This is a genomic window from Erythrobacter epiphyticus, assembly GCF_034653295.1.
In the GTDB taxonomy this organism is placed as follows: domain Bacteria; phylum Pseudomonadota; class Alphaproteobacteria; order Sphingomonadales; family Sphingomonadaceae; genus Erythrobacter.
In genome coordinates this window covers 299,223-322,145 of the sequence record NZ_JAYEEU010000004.1, presented here as the reverse complement: position 1 = coordinate 322,145, position 22,923 = coordinate 299,223, and the positions used below count along the sequence as shown (strand labels likewise).

The 22,923-nt window shown below is 63.3% G+C and carries 19 protein-coding genes; 3 read left to right on the top strand and 16 right to left on the bottom strand.

Annotated features, from left to right (window positions below; translation table 11 throughout):
- Position 1: 1 nt before the first annotated feature.
- The 4 genes from SOQ14_RS03575 to SOQ14_RS03560 form a co-directional block, all read right to left on the bottom strand.
- Complete coding sequence (locus SOQ14_RS03575; protein ID WP_322896670.1) at positions 2-1,054, bottom strand: BLUF domain-containing protein; 1,053 nt, start codon at positions 1,052-1,054, stop codon at positions 2-4.
- Between the two features lie 729 nt (positions 1,055-1,783).
- The gene (locus SOQ14_RS03570; protein ID WP_322896669.1) at positions 1,784-4,150 is read right to left on the bottom strand and encodes an EAL domain-containing protein; all 2,367 of its coding nucleotides are present in this window, start codon (positions 4,148-4,150) and stop codon (positions 1,784-1,786) included.
- A gap of 124 nt (positions 4,151-4,274) precedes the next feature.
- Complete coding sequence (locus tag SOQ14_RS03565; RefSeq protein WP_322896668.1) at positions 4,275-6,413, bottom strand: S46 family peptidase; 2,139 nt, start codon at positions 6,411-6,413, stop codon at positions 4,275-4,277.
- A gap of 119 nt (positions 6,414-6,532) precedes the next feature.
- Positions 6,533-7,141, bottom strand: coding sequence for a DUF1826 domain-containing protein (locus SOQ14_RS03560; RefSeq protein WP_322896667.1), 609 nt, complete (start codon positions 7,139-7,141; stop codon positions 6,533-6,535).
- Positions 7,142-7,304: 163 nt separating this feature from the next.
- Between SOQ14_RS03560 and SOQ14_RS03555 the strand changes: the two genes are divergently transcribed.
- Positions 7,305-8,165, top strand: a complete 861-nt coding sequence (locus SOQ14_RS03555; RefSeq protein WP_322896666.1) for a hypothetical protein — start codon at positions 7,305-7,307, stop codon at positions 8,163-8,165.
- Positions 8,166-8,178: 13 nt separating this feature from the next.
- On the opposite strand, the gene SOQ14_RS03550 is transcribed toward SOQ14_RS03555, so the two are convergent.
- From SOQ14_RS03550 to SOQ14_RS03500, 11 genes are all read right to left on the bottom strand, one after another.
- Positions 8,179-9,489, bottom strand: coding sequence for a radical SAM protein (locus SOQ14_RS03550; protein ID WP_322896665.1), 1,311 nt, complete (start codon positions 9,487-9,489; stop codon positions 8,179-8,181).
- Between the two features lie 170 nt (positions 9,490-9,659).
- On the bottom strand, positions 9,660-9,869 hold the full coding sequence (locus SOQ14_RS03545; protein ID WP_322896664.1) for a hypothetical protein: 210 nt from the start codon (positions 9,867-9,869) through the stop codon (positions 9,660-9,662).
- The gene (ccoS, locus tag SOQ14_RS03540; protein ID WP_322896663.1) at positions 9,866-10,027 is read right to left on the bottom strand and encodes a cbb3-type cytochrome oxidase assembly protein CcoS; all 162 of its coding nucleotides are present in this window, start codon (positions 10,025-10,027) and stop codon (positions 9,866-9,868) included. The genes SOQ14_RS03545 and ccoS overlap by 4 nt, the downstream gene beginning before the upstream one ends.
- Entirely contained in the window at positions 10,024-12,159 is a 2,136-nt protein-coding gene (locus tag SOQ14_RS03535) for a heavy metal translocating P-type ATPase (protein WP_322896662.1), read from the bottom strand. The genes ccoS and SOQ14_RS03535 overlap by 4 nt, the downstream gene beginning before the upstream one ends.
- A complete protein-coding gene (locus SOQ14_RS03530; protein ID WP_322896661.1) occupies positions 12,160-12,618 on the bottom strand; it encodes a FixH family protein in 459 nt (152 codons plus the stop codon).
- The gene (gene ccoG / locus SOQ14_RS03525; protein WP_322896660.1) at positions 12,618-14,150 is read right to left on the bottom strand and encodes a cytochrome c oxidase accessory protein CcoG; all 1,533 of its coding nucleotides are present in this window, start codon (positions 14,148-14,150) and stop codon (positions 12,618-12,620) included. The genes SOQ14_RS03530 and ccoG overlap by 1 nt, the downstream gene beginning before the upstream one ends.
- On the bottom strand, positions 14,143-15,087 hold the full coding sequence (gene ccoP, locus SOQ14_RS03520) for a cytochrome-c oxidase, cbb3-type subunit III (protein ID WP_322896659.1): 945 nt from the start codon (positions 15,085-15,087) through the stop codon (positions 14,143-14,145). The genes ccoG and ccoP overlap by 8 nt, the downstream gene beginning before the upstream one ends.
- Positions 15,074-15,241, bottom strand: a complete 168-nt coding sequence (locus SOQ14_RS03515) for a cbb3-type cytochrome oxidase subunit 3 (protein ID WP_322896658.1) — start codon at positions 15,239-15,241, stop codon at positions 15,074-15,076. Before SOQ14_RS03515 ends, ccoP begins: the two co-directional genes overlap by 14 nt.
- Positions 15,238-16,005, bottom strand: coding sequence for a cytochrome-c oxidase, cbb3-type subunit II (gene ccoO, locus SOQ14_RS03510; protein WP_322896657.1), 768 nt, complete (start codon positions 16,003-16,005; stop codon positions 15,238-15,240). Before ccoO ends, SOQ14_RS03515 begins: the two co-directional genes overlap by 4 nt.
- 25 nt (positions 16,006-16,030) lie before the next feature.
- Positions 16,031-17,698 carry a cytochrome-c oxidase, cbb3-type subunit I gene (gene ccoN, locus SOQ14_RS03505; RefSeq protein WP_322896656.1) on the bottom strand — a complete coding sequence of 556 codons (1,668 nt, stop codon included), beginning with the start codon at positions 17,696-17,698 and terminating at the stop codon, positions 16,031-16,033.
- 75 nt (positions 17,699-17,773) lie between these two features.
- The gene (locus tag SOQ14_RS03500; protein WP_322896655.1) at positions 17,774-18,508 is read right to left on the bottom strand and encodes a Crp/Fnr family transcriptional regulator; all 735 of its coding nucleotides are present in this window, start codon (positions 18,506-18,508) and stop codon (positions 17,774-17,776) included.
- Positions 18,509-18,669: 161 nt separating this feature from the next.
- On the opposite strand from SOQ14_RS03500, the gene SOQ14_RS03495 reads away from it, so the two are divergent.
- Together SOQ14_RS03495 and acs are read left to right on the top strand one after the other, a co-directional pair.
- Complete coding sequence (locus SOQ14_RS03495) at positions 18,670-19,341, top strand: OmpW/AlkL family protein (protein WP_416232721.1); 672 nt, start codon at positions 18,670-18,672, stop codon at positions 19,339-19,341.
- A 157-nt stretch (positions 19,342-19,498) separates the two neighbouring features.
- Positions 19,499-21,424 carry an acetate--CoA ligase gene (acs, locus tag SOQ14_RS03490; protein ID WP_322896653.1) on the top strand — a complete coding sequence of 642 codons (1,926 nt, stop codon included), beginning with the start codon at positions 19,499-19,501 and terminating at the stop codon, positions 21,422-21,424.
- Between the two features lie 6 nt (positions 21,425-21,430).
- Here the strand turns inward: acs and SOQ14_RS03485 are convergent, their stop codons facing one another.
- Complete coding sequence (locus tag SOQ14_RS03485; RefSeq protein ID WP_322896651.1) at positions 21,431-22,915, bottom strand: TolC family protein; 1,485 nt, start codon at positions 22,913-22,915, stop codon at positions 21,431-21,433.
- Between the last annotated feature and the right edge of the window lie 8 nt (positions 22,916-22,923).

The following is a 22,923-nucleotide window of genomic DNA, read 5'->3' as shown; positions in this document are numbered from 1 at the left end:
ATCAGCGTGCGCGTTTCTGGCGCACCAGATCCCCCATGGCCACGGTCGCACCGATCACCGAGGTGCGGGCATGGTCTGCGCCCACCATCATCGCGGTGACAGCCGCTTCGGCGAACAGCCGGCCGCCGACCGAGATCACCGTGGGTGAGGCGGGGGTCGCAAGCCGGCTTTGCTCGATCGCGCGGCTCAGCCGTACCAACGCATGGCGGCGCGGCAAGGCTTCCGACAGGCCGAGATCAATTGCGTCAGGGCGCTGGGCTCTCACCTGATTTACAAGCGCCTCGGTGCTGTCGGGGAAAGCCACATCGACTTGCCATCCGGCATCAATGAACTGATCGGCGAGCAGGCTGGTGCCGAGCCGGTGTTGTTCCCCGGGAGCCGTGGCCAACAGAATGCTGTAACGCCGCGAACCGGGGGGCGGGGGCACGGGCTGGACGTTGCGCACGGCATGGCCTGCAAGTTGCAGCATGCTCAGCGCAATCGTCAGATCGATCTCGGTGCATTGATCGGCCAGCCACGCATCGCCCAGCGCGCGCGCGGCGGGTTCGATCAGCAGCGAAATGATCGCATCGGCCTTCCATCCCTGTTCGCCAAGCTGGCCGAGCAAGGTATCGATCTTGCGATCATCGCCTTCGAGCGCGAGGCGTTGCAGCTTGCGAATGTTGCGCGCAATCGCGGGCGGGGCGGCGGCATGGCTGCTGCGCTTGGCGTGATCATGCTCGCGATCATAAAGCATCAGGTCCCAAGCGGAAAACAGCCGGTTATTGACCACATGCTCGCTGAGGATCTGGATATCGCGGTGGCGCGGATCACGCTTGATAGAGTTCCACACCATATCGAGTTGATCGGGTGGACCTTCGAGAGTTTGCAGAAAGCAGCCATCCTCGAAGAGCAGCATGCCGGTGATGCCCAGCTCGCGATTGCGGGCGCGGGCCTTGCTCACCATCGCTTTGAGATCTGCGGGGGTGGGATTGTAGGTCGCCATGCTCTTGTAAGTCAGGCAACCGATCCATTCATTATCGAGGCGCTGTTTTGTATGCGCTCTTGACGCCATGTTACCTCTCCCGAGCGGGATGAAGATGACACGTCGATCAAGGCGAGCGCGAAGCCCGTCCCAGATATCGGCGTAGATCCCCATCCGCCAATCTTGTCTTTATATTTTGCAGAGGTCGGGCAGGAATGGCGGCATCGCACGCAAGCCTCGAAAGGGGGGCGAGGCTGGCAGGCTATGCCGGAGCTGCGCGTCAAGACGATCCTCGCGGGCAGCGGCGGCATGAACCTTCGATGACATCGCAAGTCCTACCGGATCCCTGACCTGCCGGGCGAGCTGTTTCGACTCTTCCCGGCGGGCAGTGCAAGGCATCCGACAAGCTGTGCGGGTCGTCAAGCACGGTGCACAAAAAAATGCGGTGCCGGCCAATCTCTCAGGGGAAAACTGCCGCCACGGCAGGGCGGTGCGCGGTGGTGAACGGGACGCTGAAACGTGCACGACATCACCTTTTGGCGCGCTTGGCGCTCAAAAATCTTAACCATAACCGAATCGGTTGAAGGCGTTTGGGGAGGTCGGCTTGGCGGCTGCGCCGGGCGCATAGCCGCAACCACAGGATCGGTCTAAAAACAAAAAAAACCCCGGAAAACCGGGGTTTTTAAGAGGTTATCCCCATCGCTTAGCGACGGCCGAAGATAACCGTGAAATATTCCCAAATCGACATAACAGCCTCCATAGCGACCAGTGCGCATGAAGGCGTTAACACAATTTTAACCATAATCAAGCGATTTGACGTCAGGCCGCCGCGCGCTTTTCCTGAATCATCTCCACCAGTTGCTCCATGGGGATCGCCTTTGCGAAGAGGTAGCCCTGTCCGTGGTCGCATTGCATGTCGCGCAACTCGGCGGCAATTTCCTCGGTCTCGACACCTTCAGCCACCACAACCTTGCCGAGCGAATGGGCGATAGCGATGGTCGCGCGGACAATCGCCTTGCTCTCTTCCGAAGATGCCATGCCCTGGACGAAGCGCTTGTCGATCTTGAGTTCGTTGCTTGGCAGCTTTTCGAGATATTCGAGGTTGGAATGGCCTGTGCCGAAGTCATCCACCGAGAGCGAGATATTGCGCTGCTGGAGTGCCTTGATCTGCCCGGCGATACGCGCATCATCGAGCTTGGCGGTTTCGGTGAGTTCCAGCGTGAGATTCTTGCCCGGGAAACGGTGCTGGCCGAGCAGGGTCATCATGTCGAACAGGAAATCCGTATCGCTGAGGCTTTTGGCGGACATGTTGATCGCAAGCTTGAAATCGGGATTGACCTTGAGCGCCGCGCGCGCATCGCGAAGCGCGACGTCCATCACGATCAGGGTCAGATCATTGATCATGTCATTGGCCTCGGCCGTCAGCACGAGTTCCTGCGGGTTGATGTAGCCTTCGCCCTCGGGTTGCCAGCGGATCAAGGCTTCGGCGCCCACGATCAAGCCGTTGTCGAGATCAACCTTGGGTTGGTAACCGACGCCAATCGAACGATCGCGCAGACCCCGTTCGAGCAGTCGCAACAGTTCCAGCCGCTGCTGCCGCGCTTCGAGATAGGCGGCATTGTTGACGATAAACCGCAGACCCTTGCCCGCCGCTTCATCGGCCGCCTGAACCGCCTTCTTGATGCGTTGCCGCACCGACAATTCATAGTGCGTGTCGATTCCCAGCGCCGGAACCCCTCCCGCGACATGGTTATCGTGATTGATCGCCATCTTGAGCATCATCGCCAGCCCATCGGCGTGCTTTTCGAGCATGGTGTTGGCCATGCGAGGGGCAAGCCAGATGAGCACGTCTTTCTCGAAGGCGACTTCCTGGGCATCGCCGGGACCTTTGATGAAGCTGATCAGATTGGCAACGAAATCGCCCATCTGCGTGTCGCTCCAGTCTTCCGACAGTTCGGCCAGATTGCTGATCTTGAGCGCGTAGACATCCTTGTCCGCGCTGATCTGATCAAGCGGCATGGCTGATGTGGTGAAGGCATCGACTTCAGTGTTGTAATACTTGCGGGCAATCCGCCGGAAGCCGATCCCGGCCACAATAAGCCCCAGCAAGGCCGAAAGCACATCGACATTCACGCCCAGCCCATCCAACGCAAAAGGCCCGATCACCAGTGCACCGGCAGCCAACCGAAGGCTACGATTGGAGCGTGCGCCCGAGCGGACTTGCCAAACCAGCGTCAGGACCAGCAGCAGCAAAGCCGGGTAACTGCCCAGATCAATAGGCAAGCCGCGCTTCAGGGTATGTGCGCCAATAATGTGGAAATAAGCACCGGGAATACTGCCTTCGCCGGGAAACTGGAACACATCCTTGTTATTGATAAATGTCCAGCCAACCAGAACCCGTTTCCCTTTGAGGTCGGCCGGATTGAACTGGCCTGTGGCCACATCGATGTAGGATATCGCGGGTACCTGACTGGGTTGAAACGCATAGTCCGGAAAGTACCACGCAGGCTTGCCGTCATAATCTGCGAGCACCGCCGAGATGCCCGGCATCTGGCTTCCGTCGGAATCGAAGGTGGTGCGGAACCTTACGGAGAGGCTGTAAGGCATGGCAAACCCTGCCATACTCGCGACCTGCGCATGTTCGCGAAACTTCTCGAGAGGGAGGATCGGATCAATCTCGGTCAGTCCAAGCTTGGTGCGTGGTACGCCGCCCAACCAAACCTTATCGCCATACTTTGCTAAGGTTTCAGCAAACTTCGCATCCGCCTCAGGCGTTTGTGGATCGGCATGCGCCTGATCCCACACGATTCGATCTACCCCTGCGGCAACGAGATTCTCGATCAGACGGCTATCGTCGAAGCGGGAAGGCTCCGCACGCCCGAGCTTTGTCAACGTCGCATCATCGATCGCAATCAGGACGATATCCTGCGGCGGGGTGGTGGCACGCACCTGTGCGCGCAAGCTGCGATAGGTGCCTTCGAGCGGTAGCGGCAGTTCGATTGCGGCTGATACCAGCCCGATCAGGCCGGCAATCACCGCAATCTTGATACGCTTGCGTTTTATGAGATTGGCGCTGGAGGCCGCTTCGAACAGCGGCGGCGCGCTATCGCGTCGGGTCAGGCGCCCGGACAGCCGCTGGATCGCAGATCGCACGGCCTGGCCGAGCGAGGGGAGAAATAAAGGCATCAAGACGGCTCCGTCAACACGCCATCCTGCCTAGTGCGGTTTGGTTAATTCTCCGTAAGTGTTCGGCAAGCAAAAGCGCGGCACCACTTGGGTGCCGCGCCTTGCCAGCCAGCCATTCGCGGGCTCAGTTGGTTTGCACGCCCATTTCCTTGAGCAGGCGATCCGCCCCGTCGACCTTTTCCATGGTCCACAGCATGAAGCGGCTGTCGACGTGGATCGTGCGGTTGATCTTGGGATCATACATCCAGTCGCTGACCACGCCTTCGATCGTCCCGTCGAAAGCCAGACCCACGAACTCGCCGCGCGCATTGAGGGTCGAGGAGCCCGAGTTGCCGTTGGTGATGTCGACGGTCGAGAGGAAGTCGACCGGCAGCGTGCCCAGTTCCGGCGCAACATAGCGACCATAGTCCTTGGCCTTGATCAGCTCGATCATCTTGTCCGGCACATCGAATTCACCGCGGCCAGTGTGTTTGGCGACAATGCCTTCGGCGGTGGTGAAGGGCGTCCAGACCTGCCCGTCAACCGCCTTGCCGGTCACCTTGCCATAGGTGAAGCGGAGCGAGCCATTGGCGTCGGGATACATCTGCTTGCCCTGCGAGGCGGCATAGGCAAGGCGGGCTTCCATGACCTGGGAGCGGGCTTTCTGCACTGTGCCCGAGCGTGCCTTTTCCTTCGCTTCGTTGGCCATCGCCTCGTCATAGGTGGCGACCGCGAGCTGGATGAAGGGATCGCTGCTGGCCTTGAAGTCGGCGACCGACTTGCCCATCCACTCCATCCGCTTGGCAGTGTTGCCGAGTTCGGTCGCGGCATAGAACGATGCCAGATCGCGCCCTTCCATGAAGGCGTCGAAAGCGGCGCTGCGCTCGTCGGCGGGCAGGGTACGGTATTCGGCGATGCCGTCAGCCCACAGCGCCTTGTCGATCTCGGCGACATAACGCCGCTCGATCCGCTGCATCCCTTGCGTCATGAACGCGCGGTCACGCTCCTGATAGCCGGGCTCGCGGTCCTTGTCGGGCTTGGCCTGCTCGTTGGCCCAGCGATAGAGCTGGCGCGCTGCCGCATAGAGCTGCCCGCGCCCGAGCATCCCACGCTTGGCATCGGCGAGCGCTTCGGCGTTGCTTTCGGCGATCAGCCGGTCGAGTTCGGCGAGCGCGGCGCCGTATTGCGCCTCGCGCTTGGGATCAGCCTTGATCCATGCGCGGAAGCCGGCTTCTTCGGCCTGCTTCTTTTCAACCAGCGAGATGGCATCGGCCCCGGCCATCTGGCCGGCGATCTTCTTCTCGTAGTTCTCGACGCCTTGCAGCGTGGCGGCATAGGCGATGGTCGCCGCCTGGTTGCCTGCGGTCAGCTCGTCGATACGGTCGCCGTATTCCGCCAGCATCCGCTGCTGATAGGGGTAGAGCTCCTCGTAGTAGAAGCGCGCTTCCTCGGCGGTACGCAGACGCTCGGTGGTGCCGGGGAAGCCGGCGACCATGATGAAATCGCCGTCCTTCACGCCATCCTTGGCGATCGGCAGCCAGGCCTTGGGCTTGAACGGCACATTGTCCTTGCTGAAGGCTGCCGAGGAGCCATCGGGGGCCACGTAAGCGCGGTAGAACGAGAAATCGCCGGTGTGGCGCGGCCACATCCAGTTGTCCTTCTCGCCGCCGAAATTGCCAACGCCCGCAGCGGGGGCATAGACGAGGCGCACGTCCTTGATCTCGAGCTGCTGCTGGAGCCAGTATTGCTGCCCGCCGAAATAGGCGCGCACGTCGCAGCGGCGGTTGGCCTGCTTCTCGCATGCCTCGATCAGCGCGGTGCGGTTGGCTTGCAGCCGGTCATAGCGCGCGCGGCCGTCAAGCTTGTCGGCACCTTTGAGCATGGCCGTGGTCACATTGCGCAGATCTTCGATCACGTAGACGCGGCTGCCGGGGGCGGCGGGCAGTTCGTCACCCAGCGTCTTCGCGAGGAAGCCGTTGGTGAGATAGTCGTTCTCGGGCGAGGAATTGTACTGGAGCGATCCGGCGACGCAGTGGTGGTTGGTCGCCACCAGCCCTTGCGGCGAAAGGAACGCCGCAGAGCAGCCGCCCAGCGAGGCAATCGCGGTCAGCGGCGGGCGGTTCAGATCGCCGAGCGTCGCCGGATCGAGTTCAAGCCCGGCGGCCTTGAGATCGGCAGCAAGCGACCCGGTCTGGCTCGGCAGCCACATGCCTTCTTCGGCCATGAGCATGGTCGGCGAGCAGGCGAGAAGAGCAGAAGCCCCGGCGAGCAGCGATTTTTTCATGATGAACAGCCCCTTGAAAATTTTGGGAATTGTGTCGCCTTGCTCGGCGACGGAATCATTGCATGGCGTGGGATAGATCAAGCGCGTCCACAAGGAAATGGTGGCTTTCGCCGCTGTCCTCAATGACTGTGCGCGCTCACGGGGTTGAGCACCAGCAAAAGGCGTGTTTCGCCGCTTTGGCTGATCGGTGGCGAACGGTGGATCGCGGGGTAAGAGGTTGCCAGCTTGCCCTTGAATAGGCCGACATCACCTGACGCCATGCGGTTGATTTGGGAGGGCTCCTCACCGCGCGCCACGGCCTCGGCATCGCGGGTATCAAGCCAGTCAGTGCCCGGCCCGGCATAGGTGGTGATGAGCCGCGCCGAGACATAATCGGCATGGAACTTGCGGCAGGAATCGGTCGTCACCACTTCGAGCCGGATTTCAAGCCGCGCGAGGCCGAGCGCGGCACAGAAATGCTGTGCCAGCGCGCCGGCATCGCTGGCCAGCGCGTCATGCAGGTGGCTTGCGGCAAAGCCATGCGCGGCGAGTTGGCCGACAAGGACTTCAGGCACTTCATCGCGCGCGGCCTCGCAGCGGATATCCTGCGGCGTGCCGTGCAGCATGGGCGCAAAGTCCACCGCCAGAGCCCGTTGCCAGATCGCCAGATTGCAATCCTCGCGGCAGATATCTTGCAGGATTGCAGGATCGGTCGCGGCAAGGGCCGCGGGAATGGACAGCACGGACATCAGAAGGTGAGCTCCACAAAGGTATGAGATAACATCTCAATAAGAATAGCGGGACGTGCTGGCAAGCGCCGCCTGAAAAGCCCTCTTGCGAGCCATTATCAATTCCGCCATGAGGGCGCTCGCAATCTTCGACAACACAATCTTCGACAACAAAGGTTTTCCCATGCGCAGCACTTTCAAAGTCTGGACCCAGCTTGGCCTTGGCACTGCCGTTGCCGGAGGCCTGCTTGCAGCCTGCGGCGGGGAAGCCGGAGGTGGCGAAGCTGGCCAGGACAGCAGCGAGGCCGCGACACAAGCCCCTGCCAGTCAGAGCGGTGAAGGTGGCGAAGGCGGTGAGGGCGGCGAAGGTGGCGAAGGTGGCGAGGGCGGCGAAGCTGGTATCGATACGGCTGCCGCGGGCCGCGATCCTGTCGCCTATCGCAGCGCGCTCGGGGTGGTTGAAGCGCATGTGATGGCCGCCCGCGATGCCTATGCCGCGGGTCGCAAGGCCGAGGCGGCGGAAATGTTCGCCCACCCTGTCAGCGAAGTGCTGGTTGGTATGGCTGCCGTCTTCTCCGCGCAGGGCGTCAGCGACTTCAGCGGCCTTTTGACCAATGCTTCGGCAGCGGTGCTGGATGGTGAAAGCCCGCGGCAAATCAATGCCCGCTATGATGCGATTATCGCGGCGCTGCGCGGCGCGGCGGCCAAGGCCCCCAAAAGCACCGCCAGCGAAGCCGCTGTATCGTCCAAGGTGGTGGCGGACTTGATCGAGCGCGCCGTGGCGATGCACCGTGAGGCAGGCAGCAATGCCGCCTATGAACCCTATCTCGACGGCTATGGCTTTGCCCGCGCCGCGCAAAGCCAATTCAAGGCTTCGGAAAGCGCGATCAAGGCCGCCGATCCGGCGCTGCATGGGCGCATCGCCGAAGCGCTCGGTCTGCTTGGCAAAGCCTATCCGACTGCCACCCGGCCGGCCCAGCTTGCTGTCGAACAGGGGGCGCTTGCAGGCGCTTCATCCAAGGTCATGCTCGCCATTGGCAGTTGAGCCGAACGCGCTGTCAGATTGCCGAGCTGAACCGCTGGTGTGAGCCGGCGCGGTAGGCGTCAAACAGGCTGGCGATCACGCGGGCATAGGGCAGGCCTTCGGCGGTGATGGCAAGCTCATGGCCCGACAGGCGCGCCAGATCGCGCGTGAGGAACGGCGCCAGGGCAGCGCGCAACTCGCCAAGCAGGCAGGGCGCGATCGCGGTATGGCCTTGGCATAGCAGCTGTTCGATCACCGCGCCGCGCAATTGGTCGTCGCCATGGCGCACTATACCATGCACGGCAGAAAGACGCCCTTGTGATGATAGCATGCGGTAGCGGCCATTGTTCTTCTCGTTCTGCGCGATCAGACCGGGAAAGCTGCTGATAGCGCTCGAACCCAAGCCGATCAGCACATCGGACGGATCATCGGTAAAGCCCTGAAAATTGCGCTTGAGCCTTCTCGTGCGCGCGGCTTCGGCCATGGGATCGTGGGGCAGGGCAAAATGATCGAACCCGATCGAGCGATAGCCGTTCCCGGTCAACGCGGCGAAGCCTTGCTCGGCCATGGCAAAGCGCTCGATCGCGCCGGGCAGGGCCTCTTCCGGGATCATCTTCTGGCGCGGCACCATGTGCGGAACATGGGCATAGCCGAACAGCGCGATGCGATCGGCTCCCATCAGCCGGGTGTTTTCCAGACTGTCGGCCAGGTCAGCGGTGCTCTGGTGCGGCAGGCCGTACATCAGATCGAAATTGAGCGAAGTCACCCCCGCTGCGCGCAGCCATTCCACGCTGCGGCTGATCAGAAGGGGGCTTTGCTCGCGCCCGATGGCTTTCTGGCAATGGGAAGCAAAGGTCTGCACACCCATGCTGGCGCGGGTCATGCCGACTTCGCCGATGGCACGGCCCCAGGCCGGGTTCATGCTGCGCGGATCAAGCTCGATCGACCATGTGGGCGCATAAAGCGGGAAATGCGCGTGCAGGGCATCGACCAGCGCGAGAAACTCAGCCGGGAGAATCGCATTGGGGCTGCCCCCGCCAAAGGCAATGCGGCGCACCCGCGCGGATGCGGGAAGCAGGCTTGCCACGGTCGCAATTTCCTGATGGAGCGCGGCGAGGTAGCTTTCGACCCTGGCGCGCTTGCCCGCCACGCCGGTGTTGCACCCGCAATAGTAGCAGATCATCTCGCAGAACGGGATGTGGAGGTAGAGCGAGACATCGCCGCTTGCCTCGCCCATCGCGCGTTCGATTGCGCCGCTGTCGAGCGGGCCGAAATCAGCTGCTGTCGGGTAGCTGGTGTAGCGCGGCACCGCGCGGGCGAGCAATTCGGGATGATAGGTCCACATTCTTGTCCGGCGCTCCTTCGTCGCGGCAGACCCTCAGGTTTCTTGGCCACCCTGCCTCCCCGCCCGGCCACCAATGATTCCATCATGCTATGGTGGCCGGGCTGGGAGGCGGGGTGGGTTGTCTGCGGTTCGCCTTAGCGAACCCCGTGCCGTGGCGTCTTTGCGCGAGATCAAATCCCGCGTTTTGCGCGTTCTCGGCATGTGCCCGCGTGGCAGCCCTTGGGATGGCAACCGGGCTTGTCATTGCTTGGCTTGCCAAGCGGGATGGTGATCTCTCCGCCGCCGCACATCTGCGCGGTGAGCGACACACTGTCGGCCGGTAGCGGCCCGATCAGCACCGGAACCAGCGCCGCAAGAGCAAAAGCCGGGGCAAGGCTCATGCCTCGTCCTCCCCGAACCCGTCATCATCGATCAGGATGCGGTTGGCCGCCCCGTCCATATCCTCATACTGCCCGGCTTTCATCGACCACAGGAAGGCCGCCAGCCCCAAAGCGCCCATGCCGAGCGCAATCGGGATGAGGAAGGCAAGGCCTGTCATGCGCGCGGTTCCTTGGCGCTGCTTGCCAGCCGCAGCGAATTGGCGACGACCACCAACGAGCTCAGCGACATCGCGATGGCGGCGATCAGCGGGGTGACATAGCCGAACAGCGCGAGCGGCACAGCCAGCAGGTTGTAGAGGATCGAGAAGGCGAAATTCTCGCGCACGATCTGCATGGTGCGCCGCGCGACGCGAATAGCAACCGCAACCGGCATCAGCTTTTCGCCAATGAACACGGCATCGGCGGCTTGCTGGCTCGCGTCCGACGCGGTGCCGGGCGCGATCGAGGCATGGGCAGCAGCGAGCGCAGGCCCATCATTGAGACCATCGCCCACCATCAGCGGGCGATGGCCCGCCGCCTTGAGCGCTTCGAGCGCCGCAAGCTTCGCCTGCGGGCTGGCCTCTGCCTCGGCCGCAAGGCCAAGCTGCGCCGCCACTTCGGCGACCAGCGCGGCGCGATCACCCGACAGGATGCTGGCGCTGATCTGCCACTGCCCGAGCGCGCGGAAGGTTTCCGCAGCATCGGCCCGCAGCGGATCGGTGAAGGAGATAAGTTGGCTCTCGTCACCGATGGTCAGCCGCGTTGCGAGCGCGGTGGTGGCGCTGTCCGGCCGTTCGAGCGCGACGCGCAGTCCGCGCCATGTGCCGGTGAGCCCTTCGCCGCTGACTTCGCGGATATTGGTGACAGCGGCCGGTTCGACCCCTGCGCGCAGCAGGCTGGCGGCAAGGCCCTTGCTCAAGGGGTGACGGCTTGCCTGTGCCAGGCCGAGCGCCACCGCGCGGGCTTCGGCATCAAGCGCCGCAATATCCGGACGCGGCTCGCCCAGTGTCAGCGTGCCGGTCTTGTCGAACAGTGCGATGTCGCATTCGGCGAGGCGTTCGAGCGCGCTGCCATCCTTCACCAGCAGCCCGCGTTTCAGCAGCGCCCCGCTCGCCACGACTTGTGCGGATGGCACCGCAAGGCCCATCGCACAGGGGCAGGTGATGATCAGCGCGGCAATCGCAATCACCAAGGATTGGTGCCAGCCTGCACCGGCGATCATCCAGCCGATAAATGCCAGCGCGGCAAGCGTATGCACAACCGGCGCATAGAGCCGCGAGGCGCGATCCGCGATGCGGACATAGGTGCTGCGCGATTGGCCCGCCTCGTCCATCAGCCGGGCGATTTCGGCGAGCGCGGTGTCTTCGGCCACGTGGCTCAGCCGCACGTGCAGCGGTGCGCCGAGATTGATCGCACCGGCATGGACGAGGCTGCCCACCGATACCGCCTCGGGCAGGCTTTCGCCTGTCAGCATGGCATTGTCGAGCGTGCTGGCGCCATGCTCGACCACGCCATCGGCGGCGAGCGCTTCGCCCGCGGCGACCAGCACCAGCATGCCCGGTTCGAGCGCTTCGGCCAGCACGCGGCGGGTGGTGCCGTCAGCGCCGATCACGCTCGCGCTTTTGCCCATCCGGCCCAGCAGCGCGCCAATCCCGGCGCGGGTGCGAGTGCGCATCTCGGCATCGAGCGCGCGCCCTGCCAGCAGGAAGAACAGCAGCATCACTGCGCTTTCGAAATAGGCATGATCGCCGCCGGTCAGCGTTTCGTAGATGCTGAGACTGGTGGCGAGGATCACCCCGATGGAAATCGGCACATCCATATTGGTGCGTCGGTGCCTCAGCGCCATCCACGCGCTGGCGAAGAAGGGGCGGCCCGCATAGGCGATTACCGGGAGCGCGATCAGCGCGGAAAGCCAGTGGAACAGCTGCTTGGTTGCCCCGTCCGCCCCCGACCAGATGCTGACCGACAACAGCATCACGTTCATCATGCCGAAGCCTGCGACGCCGAGCGCACGGGTCAGTTGCTTGCGCTCCTTGGCATCAGAGCCGAGCGGATTATCGACCACGCGCTGCGCTTCGAAGCCGAGCGTCTGCAAGGCCTGTTCAAGCACGGCCTCGTCAACCGCCGGATCGTGAGTGATCGCCACCCGCTTGGCCGAGAAATTGGCGCGCGCGGCGTGGACACCGGGGGTTTTGGGCAATTCCCGTTCGATCTTGGCGATGCAGCCGGCGCAGCGCATTCCGGGCACGGTAAAGCGGCTCGTGGTGAGCGCGTGATCGCCGGGCGCGTGAAGAACCGCAGGCGCGTTCATCTACAATTCGCTTTCATCGGCCCAGGTGATGCCCTCGGCCTGCGCTGACAGCCGGATCAGCCAACGGCCCGCGGCGACCGGCTGATCGGAACGCCATGTTCCGTCCGCAACCGGGCGGAAGGTGAGATCGGCGAAGGCTTTCTCGCCAAGCGGGCGGCGCAAGGCGCCGACAAAGCGGGTGCCTGCGGGCACGCCTGCGGTGGTCAGCGTGACAAAGCCATCCTCATCCCTTGCGGGCGTGACCTGCCAGCCGAGCGCGCGGGCCTTTTCCGCTTGCCCGAGCCATCCGTTGAATTGCTGGCTCGCGACATAGGAATTTTCCACGACCACGCCCTGAAATCCGCCGATAGCAACGGCGGCCATGGCGAGATTGACGGCGATCACAATCCCGAAGCCCGCCACCATGATGATCGCCATGTGCCGCCCGGTGAATTTGCCGCTGCCTGACTTGCCGCGCATCATGGTTCTCCCGGCGTTGTGAAGGTGGTGGCGGCGAGATCGGTTTCGCGATCTTCGGCGAGCGATGTGAGACGGAAGCTGAAGCTGTCCGCGCGGGTGCCAGCCGGGATGGTGACATAGGCCCGGACAATGCGGGTCTCGTTGGCGGGGACGGCCACCACCTGCGCCGGGGCTGCTGCGTCCATATTGACGTTTTCGGTCCACATCACCGCGCCTTGCGGCAGGCCAACCAACGCCACTTCCATGTCGCGCGGGCGCGCCTGCATGTTGCGCAGCCGCAGCGTATAGGCGTTGCGCACCGCGCCATCCTTCATCAGCATGAACGGCGGGTTGCGATCGGGCGATACGGTCAACTCGGTGCGCGTGCGGGTGCCGAGCGCGAACAGCAGGCCCGCACCAATCGCGCTCCACACGCCAAGATAGAGCAGCGTGCGGAACCGCAGCAGCGCTTTCCATGCAGGTGTCGGCGCGGCGCCGGCGGCTTCGGCCTCGCATTGTTCGAGCGTGGCATAATCGATCAGCCCGCGTGGGCGGCCGACTTCCTTCATCACGCGGTCGCAGGCGTCGATGCACAGCCCGCAGGTGATGCAGCCGATCTGCTGGCCTTCGCGAATGTCGATACCCGTCGGGCAAACCGCAACGCACATGTTGCAGTCGACACAGTCGCCGAACTTTTCCGGGGCTTTCTCGGCTTTCTTGAGGCTGCCACGCGGTTCGCCGCGCCAGTCCTTGTAGGTGACGATCAGCGATTTTTCATCGAGCATCGCAGCCTGGATGCGCGGCCACGGACACATGTAGATGCACACCTGTTCGCGCATGAAGCCGCCGAGCCAGAAGGTCGTGAAGGTGAGCACGCCGACCGTGGCATAGGCAACGAACGCCGCCTCGCCGGTGAAGAATTCCCGGAACAGGGTGGGGGCATCGGCGAAATAGAGGATCCATGCGCCGCCGGTCGCCATGCTGATGGCGAGATAGATCGTCCATTTGACGCTGCGCCGCGCGATCTTGGAGGCCGTCCACGGCGCCTTGTCGAGCCGCATCCGCGCATTGCGATCACCATCGATGAAGCGATCGACATGCTGGAACAGATCGGTCCACACGGTTTGCGGGCAGGCATAGCCGCACCACGCGCGGCCGACCGCGCTCGTCACCAGAAACAGGCCAATCCCGGCCATGATCAACAGCCCGGCCACGAAGTAGAATTCGTGCGGCCAGATCTCGATATCGAACATGTAGAAACGGCGATGTTCGATATCGATCAGCACGGCCTGATCGGGGGCATAGGGACCGCGATCCCAGCGCAGCCACGGGGTGATGTAGTAGATCGCCAGTGTGACGATCATCACCAGCCATTTGAAGCGCCGGAACGGGCCATCGATGCGCTTGTTGTGGACGGCCTTGCGTGCTTCGTAGAGCTGCGGGCGCGGTGCCGGGCCGCCCGTCCCGGCGGGTTGGGGAACCGGGGATGATCCCAGCGCCGAAGCCCAGTCGCGTTGCGGTGGAGCCGGATCAGGATTGCCCGAATCAGCCATCATTCTCCGCCTTCGCCGCGCTGGCCACGGCTGGTTCGGCGTCGGCAGCTGGCGCAGGGGCAGGCGCAGCAGGCGCTTCGCCGCCACCACGCGAATGGACATAGGCGGCCAGCATCTTGATCGTCACCGGATCAAGCCGCGCTTGCCATGCCGGCATCACCCCGTGACGCGGCGCGATGATCTGGCTGCGCACTTGCGCTTCCGAACCACCGAAAAGCCAGATCGCATCATTGAGCGCAGGCGCGCCTTGCGCCGGATCACCGGCACCCGCCGGGCCATGGCAGGCGGCGCAGTTTTCGGCATAAAGCGTCGCGCCGCGTGCGTTCGGCTTGGCTTTCCCCGAAAGCGACAGCACATGCTTGGTCAGCGCGTTCACTTCGGGTTTGCTCAGGATCTCGCCAAAGGCAGGCATGTAATTCACGCGCGTTTCGGCAGCCTCGGTCCAGCGGATGCCGTGGGTGATCGAATAGCTGATCTCGGTCAGCGTGCCGCCCCACAGCCAATCATTGTCGTTGAGGTTGGGATAGCCTTCCGAACCCGCTGCGCCCGCGCCGTGACATTGCACGCAATTGACCTTGAATGCCGCGGAGCCACCCGCGATCGCGGCCTTCCACAGCTCTTCATCCTTGGGCAGGTCTTCGATGTCCATCGCGGCGATGCGATCAAATTGCACCTGACGGCGCGCTTCGGCGGCGCGCATGTCCTTGGCCAGTTCGCCCCGGCTGGTCCACCCTAGCGTGCCGGCTGTCGCATCCTTGAGCAGCGGCCAGGCGGGATAGAGCACCACGTATACCGCGGCTATCGCAATGGTCGCATAGAAGGTCCACAGCCACCAGCGTGGCAGCGGGGTGTTGAGTTCCTCGATGCCATCCCACTCGTGGCCGACAAGTTCGGTGCCGGTGGGTTCATCAATCCGCTTGTTATCAGGGCTGGACATGATCGTCCTCCGTGAAGATCGATTGTTTGGCGGCGTCAACGTGGCGCTTGGCCGAGGGGCGGAAATGCCACAGGCACAGCACCAGATAGAGGCCGAAGATCACCGCCAGCCAATAGGAATCCGCGAAGTGGCGCAGGGTTTCGTAGAAGCTCATCGCCCAGCCTCCTGAGCCAATTGTTCCTGTGCCGCCGCGCTGTTCACATCGACCAGCGTGCCGAGCATCTGGAGATAGGCCACCAACGCGTCCATTTCGGTGACGCGCTTGGGATCGCCGTCGTAATCGCGGATCTGTGCCTTGGGATAGCGGGTGGTCAGATCGCCGGCATCAAGATCGGGATTGGCCTGCGCCATCAGATCCTTGCCCGCCATGGCGATGTCGATGTCGCTGTAGGGCACGCCCACCCGGCGGAGCGCGGTGAGCGTTGCCGAGGGGTCTGGCACTTTCAGCGGGGTTTCCGCAAGGAAGCTGTAGCCTGGCATGATGCTTTCGGGCACCACACTGCGCGGCGCCTTGAGATGCTGGACGTGCCATTCATCCGAATAGCGCCCGCCCACCCGCGCCAGATCAGGCCCGGTGCGCTTGCTGCCCCACTGGAAGGGGTGATCATACATGCTTTCGGCGGCGAGGCTGTAATGGCCGTAACGTTCGACCTCGTCCCGGAAAGGGCGGATCATCTGGCTATGGCAGGTGTAGCAGCCTTCGCGGATGTAGATATCGCGGCCCGCCTGTTCGAGCGGGGTGTAGGGACGCATCCCTTCCACCTTCTCGATGGTGTTATCGAGCCAGAACAGCGGTGCGATCTCGACGATCCCGCCAATCGCCACAACCGCAAGGGTGCCAGCGGCCAGCAGGGTAACGTTCTTCTCCAGCTTCTTGTGGCTGTCGAAGACGTCGCTTGGGGGTGCAGAATTGCTCATGAGAAAAGTCCTTCTCGCGCGGCGCTCATTCGGCGGGTTGGGCTTGCGGGGCGGCGACAAGCGGGCGGTCAGCGGCTGCATCGTAAGGCGTATCGCCCATCGGGGCTTCGTCGCGCAGATGGCCGGCAACCGTCATCCAGACGTTGTAGGCCATGATCACCGCGCCCGAGAGGTAGAGCAGCCCGCCAAAGGCACGCAGCGCATACATCTTGTTGAGCGCGACCACGGTGTCGATGAAGCTGTTCACCAGATAGCCGTCCGAGCCGTATTCACGCCACATCAGGCCCTGGGTGATCCCGGCAACCCACATGCTCGCGGCGTAGAAAACGATCCCGGCGGTCGCGAGCCAGAAGTGCCAGTTGATCATCCGCAAGCTGTACATCCGCTCGCGCTGCCACAGGCGGGGCACGAGGAAGTAGACGCAGGCAAAGGTGATCATCCCATTCCAGCCCAGCGCCCCGGAATGGACATGGCCGATCGTCCAGTCGGTGTAGTGCGACAGGCTGTTCACCGCCTTGATCGACAGCATCGGCCCTTCAAAGGTGCTCATCCCGTAGAAGGCGAGCGCCAGCACCATCATGCGGATGATCGGATCGGTGCGGATCTTGTCCCACGCGCCGTTCAAGGTCATCAGCCCGTTGATCATACCGCCCCACGAAGGCATCCACAGCATGATCGAGAACACCATGCCGAGCGTCTGCGCCCAATCGGGCAGGGCGGTGTAATGGAGGTGGTGCGGCCCGGCCCAGATGTAGAGGAAGATCAGCGACCAGAAGTGGATGATCGAGAGGCGATAGGAATAGACCGGGCGGTTCGCCTGCTTCGGCACGAAGTAATACATCATTGCGAGGAAGCCGGCGGTGAGGAAGAAGCCCACCGCATTGTGGCCATACCACCACTGGGTCATCGCATCCTGCACCCCGGCAAAGGCGCTGTAGCTGCGCGCGCCGAAGGGGCTGACCGGGACGGCCAGATTGTTCACCACATGCAGCATCGCCACGGTGATGATGAAGGCGAGGTAGAACCAGTTCGCCACATAGATATGCGGTTCATGGCGGCGCAGGATCGTGCCGACAAAGACCGCGAGATAGGCGAGCCACACGATCGTCAGCCACAGGTCGACATACCATTCCGGCTCGGCATATTCCTTCGACTGGGTCACGCCGAGGAGATAGCCGGTCGCGGCCAGCACGATGAAGAGCTGGTAGCCCCAGAACACGAAGCGGGCCATGCCAGGAAAGGCGAGTGTTGTGCGGCAGGTGCGCTGCACCACATAGAAGCTCGTGGCGATCAGGGCATTGCCACCGAAGGCAAAGATCACCGCGCTGGTGTGGAGCGGCCGCACCCGGCCGAAATTGAACCACGGCTCGAAATTGAGCTGCGGGAACACCAACTGGGTGGCGATGATCACTCCGACCAGCAACCCGGCAAGGCCCCAGAACATCGTGGCGATCACGCCCCAGCGGATCACATCATCATCATAGCGCGATGGCCCGGGCGGCATGCGGAAAATGCTCTGCGCTTTTGCGAGCGGATCGAAGCGCACCATTGTCAGCACCGCGAGCAAGGCCGCGACAACCGCAATCAGACCCATGTGCACCGCAAAGGCGGTGTCCTGTGCCAAGGCAAGCGCGATAATGGCGAGAAGCAGGATACTGCCCCAGATTCCCAGCCGCCGGACCACTGATTCCATGTTGCTATGTCCCTTTCGTCAACCCGCGCTTAGCGAGCCCCCGAGTGGCTAGAATTGATCTAAATCAAGATTGTGTCAAATGTGTTGGACGCTGCCCAAATGGCACGTCTGACCAGCCACTTGTGCCAGAGCTGGCACATCAAGCAGCCGAACATGCGAACGGCCGCGGGTTTCGATCAGTCCGGCATCGCGCAATTCGGTGAATTGGCGGCTGACGGTCTCGATGGTGAGGCCCAGACTCTCGCCGATGTCGCGGCGGCTCATCGGCAGGATGATGCGGCAGGTCCGGCTGCGGGCATCGCTCATACGCTCCGCCATCGAGACGAGGAAATCGGCGATCCGCTGGCGCGCGGACTTGTGCCCCAATTGCATCATCCGGTGGCGGCTGCGGTGGAGCGCTTGCAGACTGCTGGTAAGCACCCAGCGCAGTATGGCGGGATCGCCTTCGGCAATGTCGAAAAAGCGATCGGTCGGGAATGCGACCACCTGGCAATCGGTGAGCGCGATCAACCGGAAATCACAATCACGCGGCCGCAGCACCGGGATCATGTCGCCGGGAAAATGGAAGGCCAGCACTTGGCCTGTGCCGCCGCTCTCGTCGCTGGGGCAGGGCGGCGCGACCAATTTGGCCGCACCCGACAGGATGTAGACGAACCGGTCCTGCGCCGGATCACCGGCGAGCGCCTCCCCTTTGGCGAGCTGCGCATAGTCCCCGATGGCAAGCAGGGCGCTGGCAGCAGCGCTGTGTCGCAAGCTCTCGGGCAGCACGGCACAGTGGGCTGTCCTGTCCGTGTCGCCGGAAGAGAGCATGCGGGTTGCCATAATGTGCGCTGGAATGGCGCAGCTTGCCGCCGCTGTCTTTGATCGGGATCAATGAGGATGGATTGACCCTGCGGCTATCGGCACGTCCATGGGCAGCAATCATCCTAGGCCACAGCGCGTGGCCACTGCTGCCCCAAGGGTAGGGAATAATGTTGAGAACCATGACTTTGGCCAGTGTGGCAGCAGTGCTCATGGCAAGCCCTGCGCTGGCGCAGGATCGCGCCGGGCAAGTGCAGTTGAAGCTCGTCGGGACGGCGGTGCTACCCGATGGCAAGATCGATACTGTCAATGCCGATGCAGTCGGTCTGCCGGCAACGTTGCAGACCCGCGCGAGCGACAATTACGTGCCGACGATTGCTGTTGAATACTTTTTCACCAACAATTTCTCGGTCGAGACCATTGCCGGGATGACCCAGCATGATGTCGATGCGACCGCAGGCTTGCCGGTTGCTGCCGAGTTGGTGGCTGATGGCAAGCTGATACCTGCGACGATCACGGCCAAGTACCATTTTGATCTGGGCGGGATCAAACCATATGTCGGGGCCGGGCCGAGCTATTTCCTGTGGGTCTCGCAAAAGCCGGGAGCAGCGGTCGTGCCGCTCGGTGTGACCAGCACCAAGCTGTCCAACGAGCTGGGCCTCGCCTTGCAGGCGGGGATCGATGTGCCGCTCGGCGCCAAAGGGCTCGCGCTCACGCTGGATGCCAAGCGCTATTTCGTCGGCACCACGGCAAGCTGGTTTGTCGGGAACACCAAGGTGATCGAGACCGAGCACAAGCTTGATCCATGGGTCCTGAGCGCGGGCCTCGCCTACCGGTTCTGATCCGGGTCCCGACTGTTGGAAGGGCTGCGCCGGCAGTGTCAGCGCGGCCCTGTCCTTTGCACGCATGGCGCGCGGGTCGTCTAACCCCTTTGTCTCGAACCGCCCAATGTGTAGCCTGCCGCGCAATGACAGCGATAACATCAGGGAGACTCGCGCCATGAGCCACATCGTTCGGCGCCCGCAGGCCAACGCCCCCACGCATTGCGGGCCGGAAGATTATGCGCGGATGTATCAACGCTCGATCACCGCGCCCGATGCCTTCTGGCTTGAACAGGCGCAGCGGCTCGATTGGTTTGAAAGCCCCACCATCGGCGGGGATTGGTCTTATGATCCGGTGGCGATCAAGTGGTTCGAGGACGGCACCTTGAACCTGTGCCACAACGCGGTTGATCGCCATCTGGCCGCGCATCGCGATCGGACAGCGCTGATTTTCGAGCCGGATGATCCCGCCGCTGCAAGCCGCAGCCTCACCTATGGCGAACTCCACCGCGAAGTCATCCGCATGGCCAATGCGCTGAAGGCGCTTGGCGTTACCAAGGGTGACCGGGTGACGATCTACATGCCGATGATCCTCGAAGGCGTGGTCGCCATGCTCGCCTGCGCAAGGCTGGGGGCGGTGCATTCGGTGGTGTTCGGCGGCTTTTCTCCGGAGGCGCTCGCGGGCCGGATCGAGGATTGCGGCAGCCGCTTCGTCATCACCGCCGATGAAGGCCTGCGCGGCGGCAAGCGCGTGCCGCTGAAGGCGAATGTCGATGCCGCGCTGGCGCACCCCGGCGTCGCAGTTGCTGGCGTGCTGGTGATCCCGCACACCGGCGGGGACATTGCGATGGTGGAGGGCCGCGACCACTGGCTCGCCGACCTTGCCAGCGATGAAGATTGCCCCTGCGCGGTGATGGGCGCGGAAGATCCGCTGTTCATCCTCTACACCTCGGGCTCGACCGGCAAGCCCAAGGGCGTGCTCCACACTACCGGCGGCTACGGCGTGTGGACTGCGACGACCTTCCACTACATCTTCGATTATCAGCCCGGCGAGGTGTTCTGGTGCACTGCCGATATCGGCTGGGTGACGGGCCACTCCTACGTCGTTTACGGCCCGCTGATGAACGCCGCGACGGCCGTGGTGTTCGAAGGCGTGCCCAATTACCCCGATCACGGGCGGTTCTGGGATGTGGTCGACAAGCACGGCGTCAACATCCTCTACACCGCGCCGACCGCGATCCGCGCGCTGATGCGCGAGGGCGATCACCATGTAACGAGCCGCTCGCGCGCCTCGCTGCGCCTGCTCGGCTCGGTCGGTGAACCGATCAATCCCGAGGCATGGCGCTGGTATTTCGACGTGGTGGGCGAAGGCCGCTGCCCGGTGATCGACACCTGGTGGCAGACGGAGACCGGCGGTTGCATGATCACCACGCTCCCCGGAGCGCATGACATGAAGCCCGGGAGCGCGGGCCTGCCGTTCTTTGGCATCCGCCCGGAATTGGTCGATAATGAGGGCCATGTGCTAGGCGGCGCAGCCGAGGGCAATCTGTGCATCACGCATAGCTGGCCTGGGCAGGCGCGCACCGTCTACGGCGATCATGATCGCTTCGTGCAGACCTATTTCAGCACCTATGCCGGCAAGTATTTCACCGGTGACGGGTGCAAGCGCGACGCAGCTGGCTATTACTGGATCACCGGGCGGGTCGATGATGTGATCAATGTCTCGGGCCACCGGATGGGCACGGCGGAAGTCGAAAGCGCGCTGGTGCTCCACGCCAAGGTCGCCGAAGCGGCGGTGGTCGGATACCCGCACGACATTAAGGGGCAGGGCATCTATTGCTACGTCACGCTGAATGTTGGCGAGGAAGGCACCGACGCGTTGCTGGCCGAGCTCAAGGCGCAGGTGCGCCGGGAAATCGGCCCGGTGGCGACGCCTGATGTGATCCACTTCACTGATGGCCTGCCCAAGACCCGTTCGGGCAAAATCATGCGCCGAATCCTGCGCAAGATCGCCGAGAACGAGTTCGGATCGCTGGGGGATACCTCGACGCTCGCCGACCCTTCGCTGGTCGAGCGGCTGATCGCCGGCCGCCAGAACCGCTGAACCGGCCTATTCGAGACCGAGCGCGGGCAGGTTGATCGTCGCGGCGTTGTAACTCGTGGCGGCGATCCGGCCTGAAAGCTGCGCGCGGATCGCACGGATACGGGCATCGGCGGCGGCCTCCTCGCGCAGGTTCACGAGGAAGAAATCGCCCGCGCCGAGGCGGAACCGGTTGCGTTCCGCCTGCACCATCGTGTTGGCCTGCTTCACTTCGTCGCTCGCCAGCGAAGTCAGGCGGTTCGCGGCGTTGAGGGTCGCGAGGATATTGTCGATCTCGACTTCGATCTGATCGGCAATGCGGCGCTCGCGGAGTTCGAGTTCGCGCAGCTCGGCCTCGGCGCGTGCCAGCCGTCCGCGCGCCTCACGCCGTTGCAACGGCACCGAGAACGTCAACCCCACCACCGTATCAGTCGAATCGAAGGACGGCCCGCCAGCGCCGATCTGGCCGAAGTCGCGCGAGATCTCGACCTTGCCATCGAGCGAGGGTTGCAGATCATTGCGCCGCAATTCGATGCGGTTGGCCGCGCGCTCGGTCGCGATCCGCAGCGTACGCAGCTCGGGGCGCTTTTCGAGGATTTCATTGCGCTCTGCGGCGACCAGTTCTTCGGTGGCAGGCAGGGTGCCCAACTGCGCCAGCGTCGGCAATTGTTCGCGCCGTGGGATCACCATCTGCCCCGATGAATCGCGCAGGAAAAAGCTCAGCGAATTGGCCGCGGTCGTGAAATTGCGGCGCGCCTCTTCCAACAGGGTGCGGCGGCGCAGCAAATTCTGCTCGTTCTCGGTCAAGGCAATCGCCGCGCGAGCGCCTTCCTGCACCCCGCGCCGCAGGCCGACCTGCCGCGCTTCGGCGATTTCGAGCAATTCCTCGAATACGCGGATTTCCTCACCCGCGGCCACCCAGCGCCAATAGGCCTTGAGCGCTTCTTGCTGGACGTTCAGCTGCACCAGCAGCACATCGATGCTGGCCTGCCCCGCGGCGAGGCGCGTGTCCTCGATCGCAAAACGGCGCTGATCGATCCGCCGATCGCGCAGCAGCGAGAACATCGCGCCGATCTTGATTTCGCCCAGCGCGTTGGTGAAATTGATGTTCTCGTAAACCGGGAAGGTGCCATCCGACACGCGGTAGCTGGCAAAAACATCCGCGCCGAAGGGACGCAGGCCCTGCCGCGCTTCGCCTTTGACAAAGCCGCCGTTGTAGAAGCCAGTGACGCGGTCATAGACCTCGCCCTTCAGCATCAGATCAAAGGCCCCGTCCGCGCCGAGTTGATCGCCGCGCGCCGCCGCTTCCCGCTCGAAAGCCTCGAGGATCGAAGGGAAGGTGAGCGCCGAGGATCGCAGCACGGCTTCGGGCTGCAAGGTGCCTTGCCGCAGGGCCGTATCAATCGGCGCGCCCACCGGTGCAATGTCCTGCGCCTGCACCGGCACACCGGGCAGCGCAAGCGCAGCCGGGGCAACCAGAGCCAGCAGCAGGACACGGGCCGAAGAGCGGATCATGGATCGTC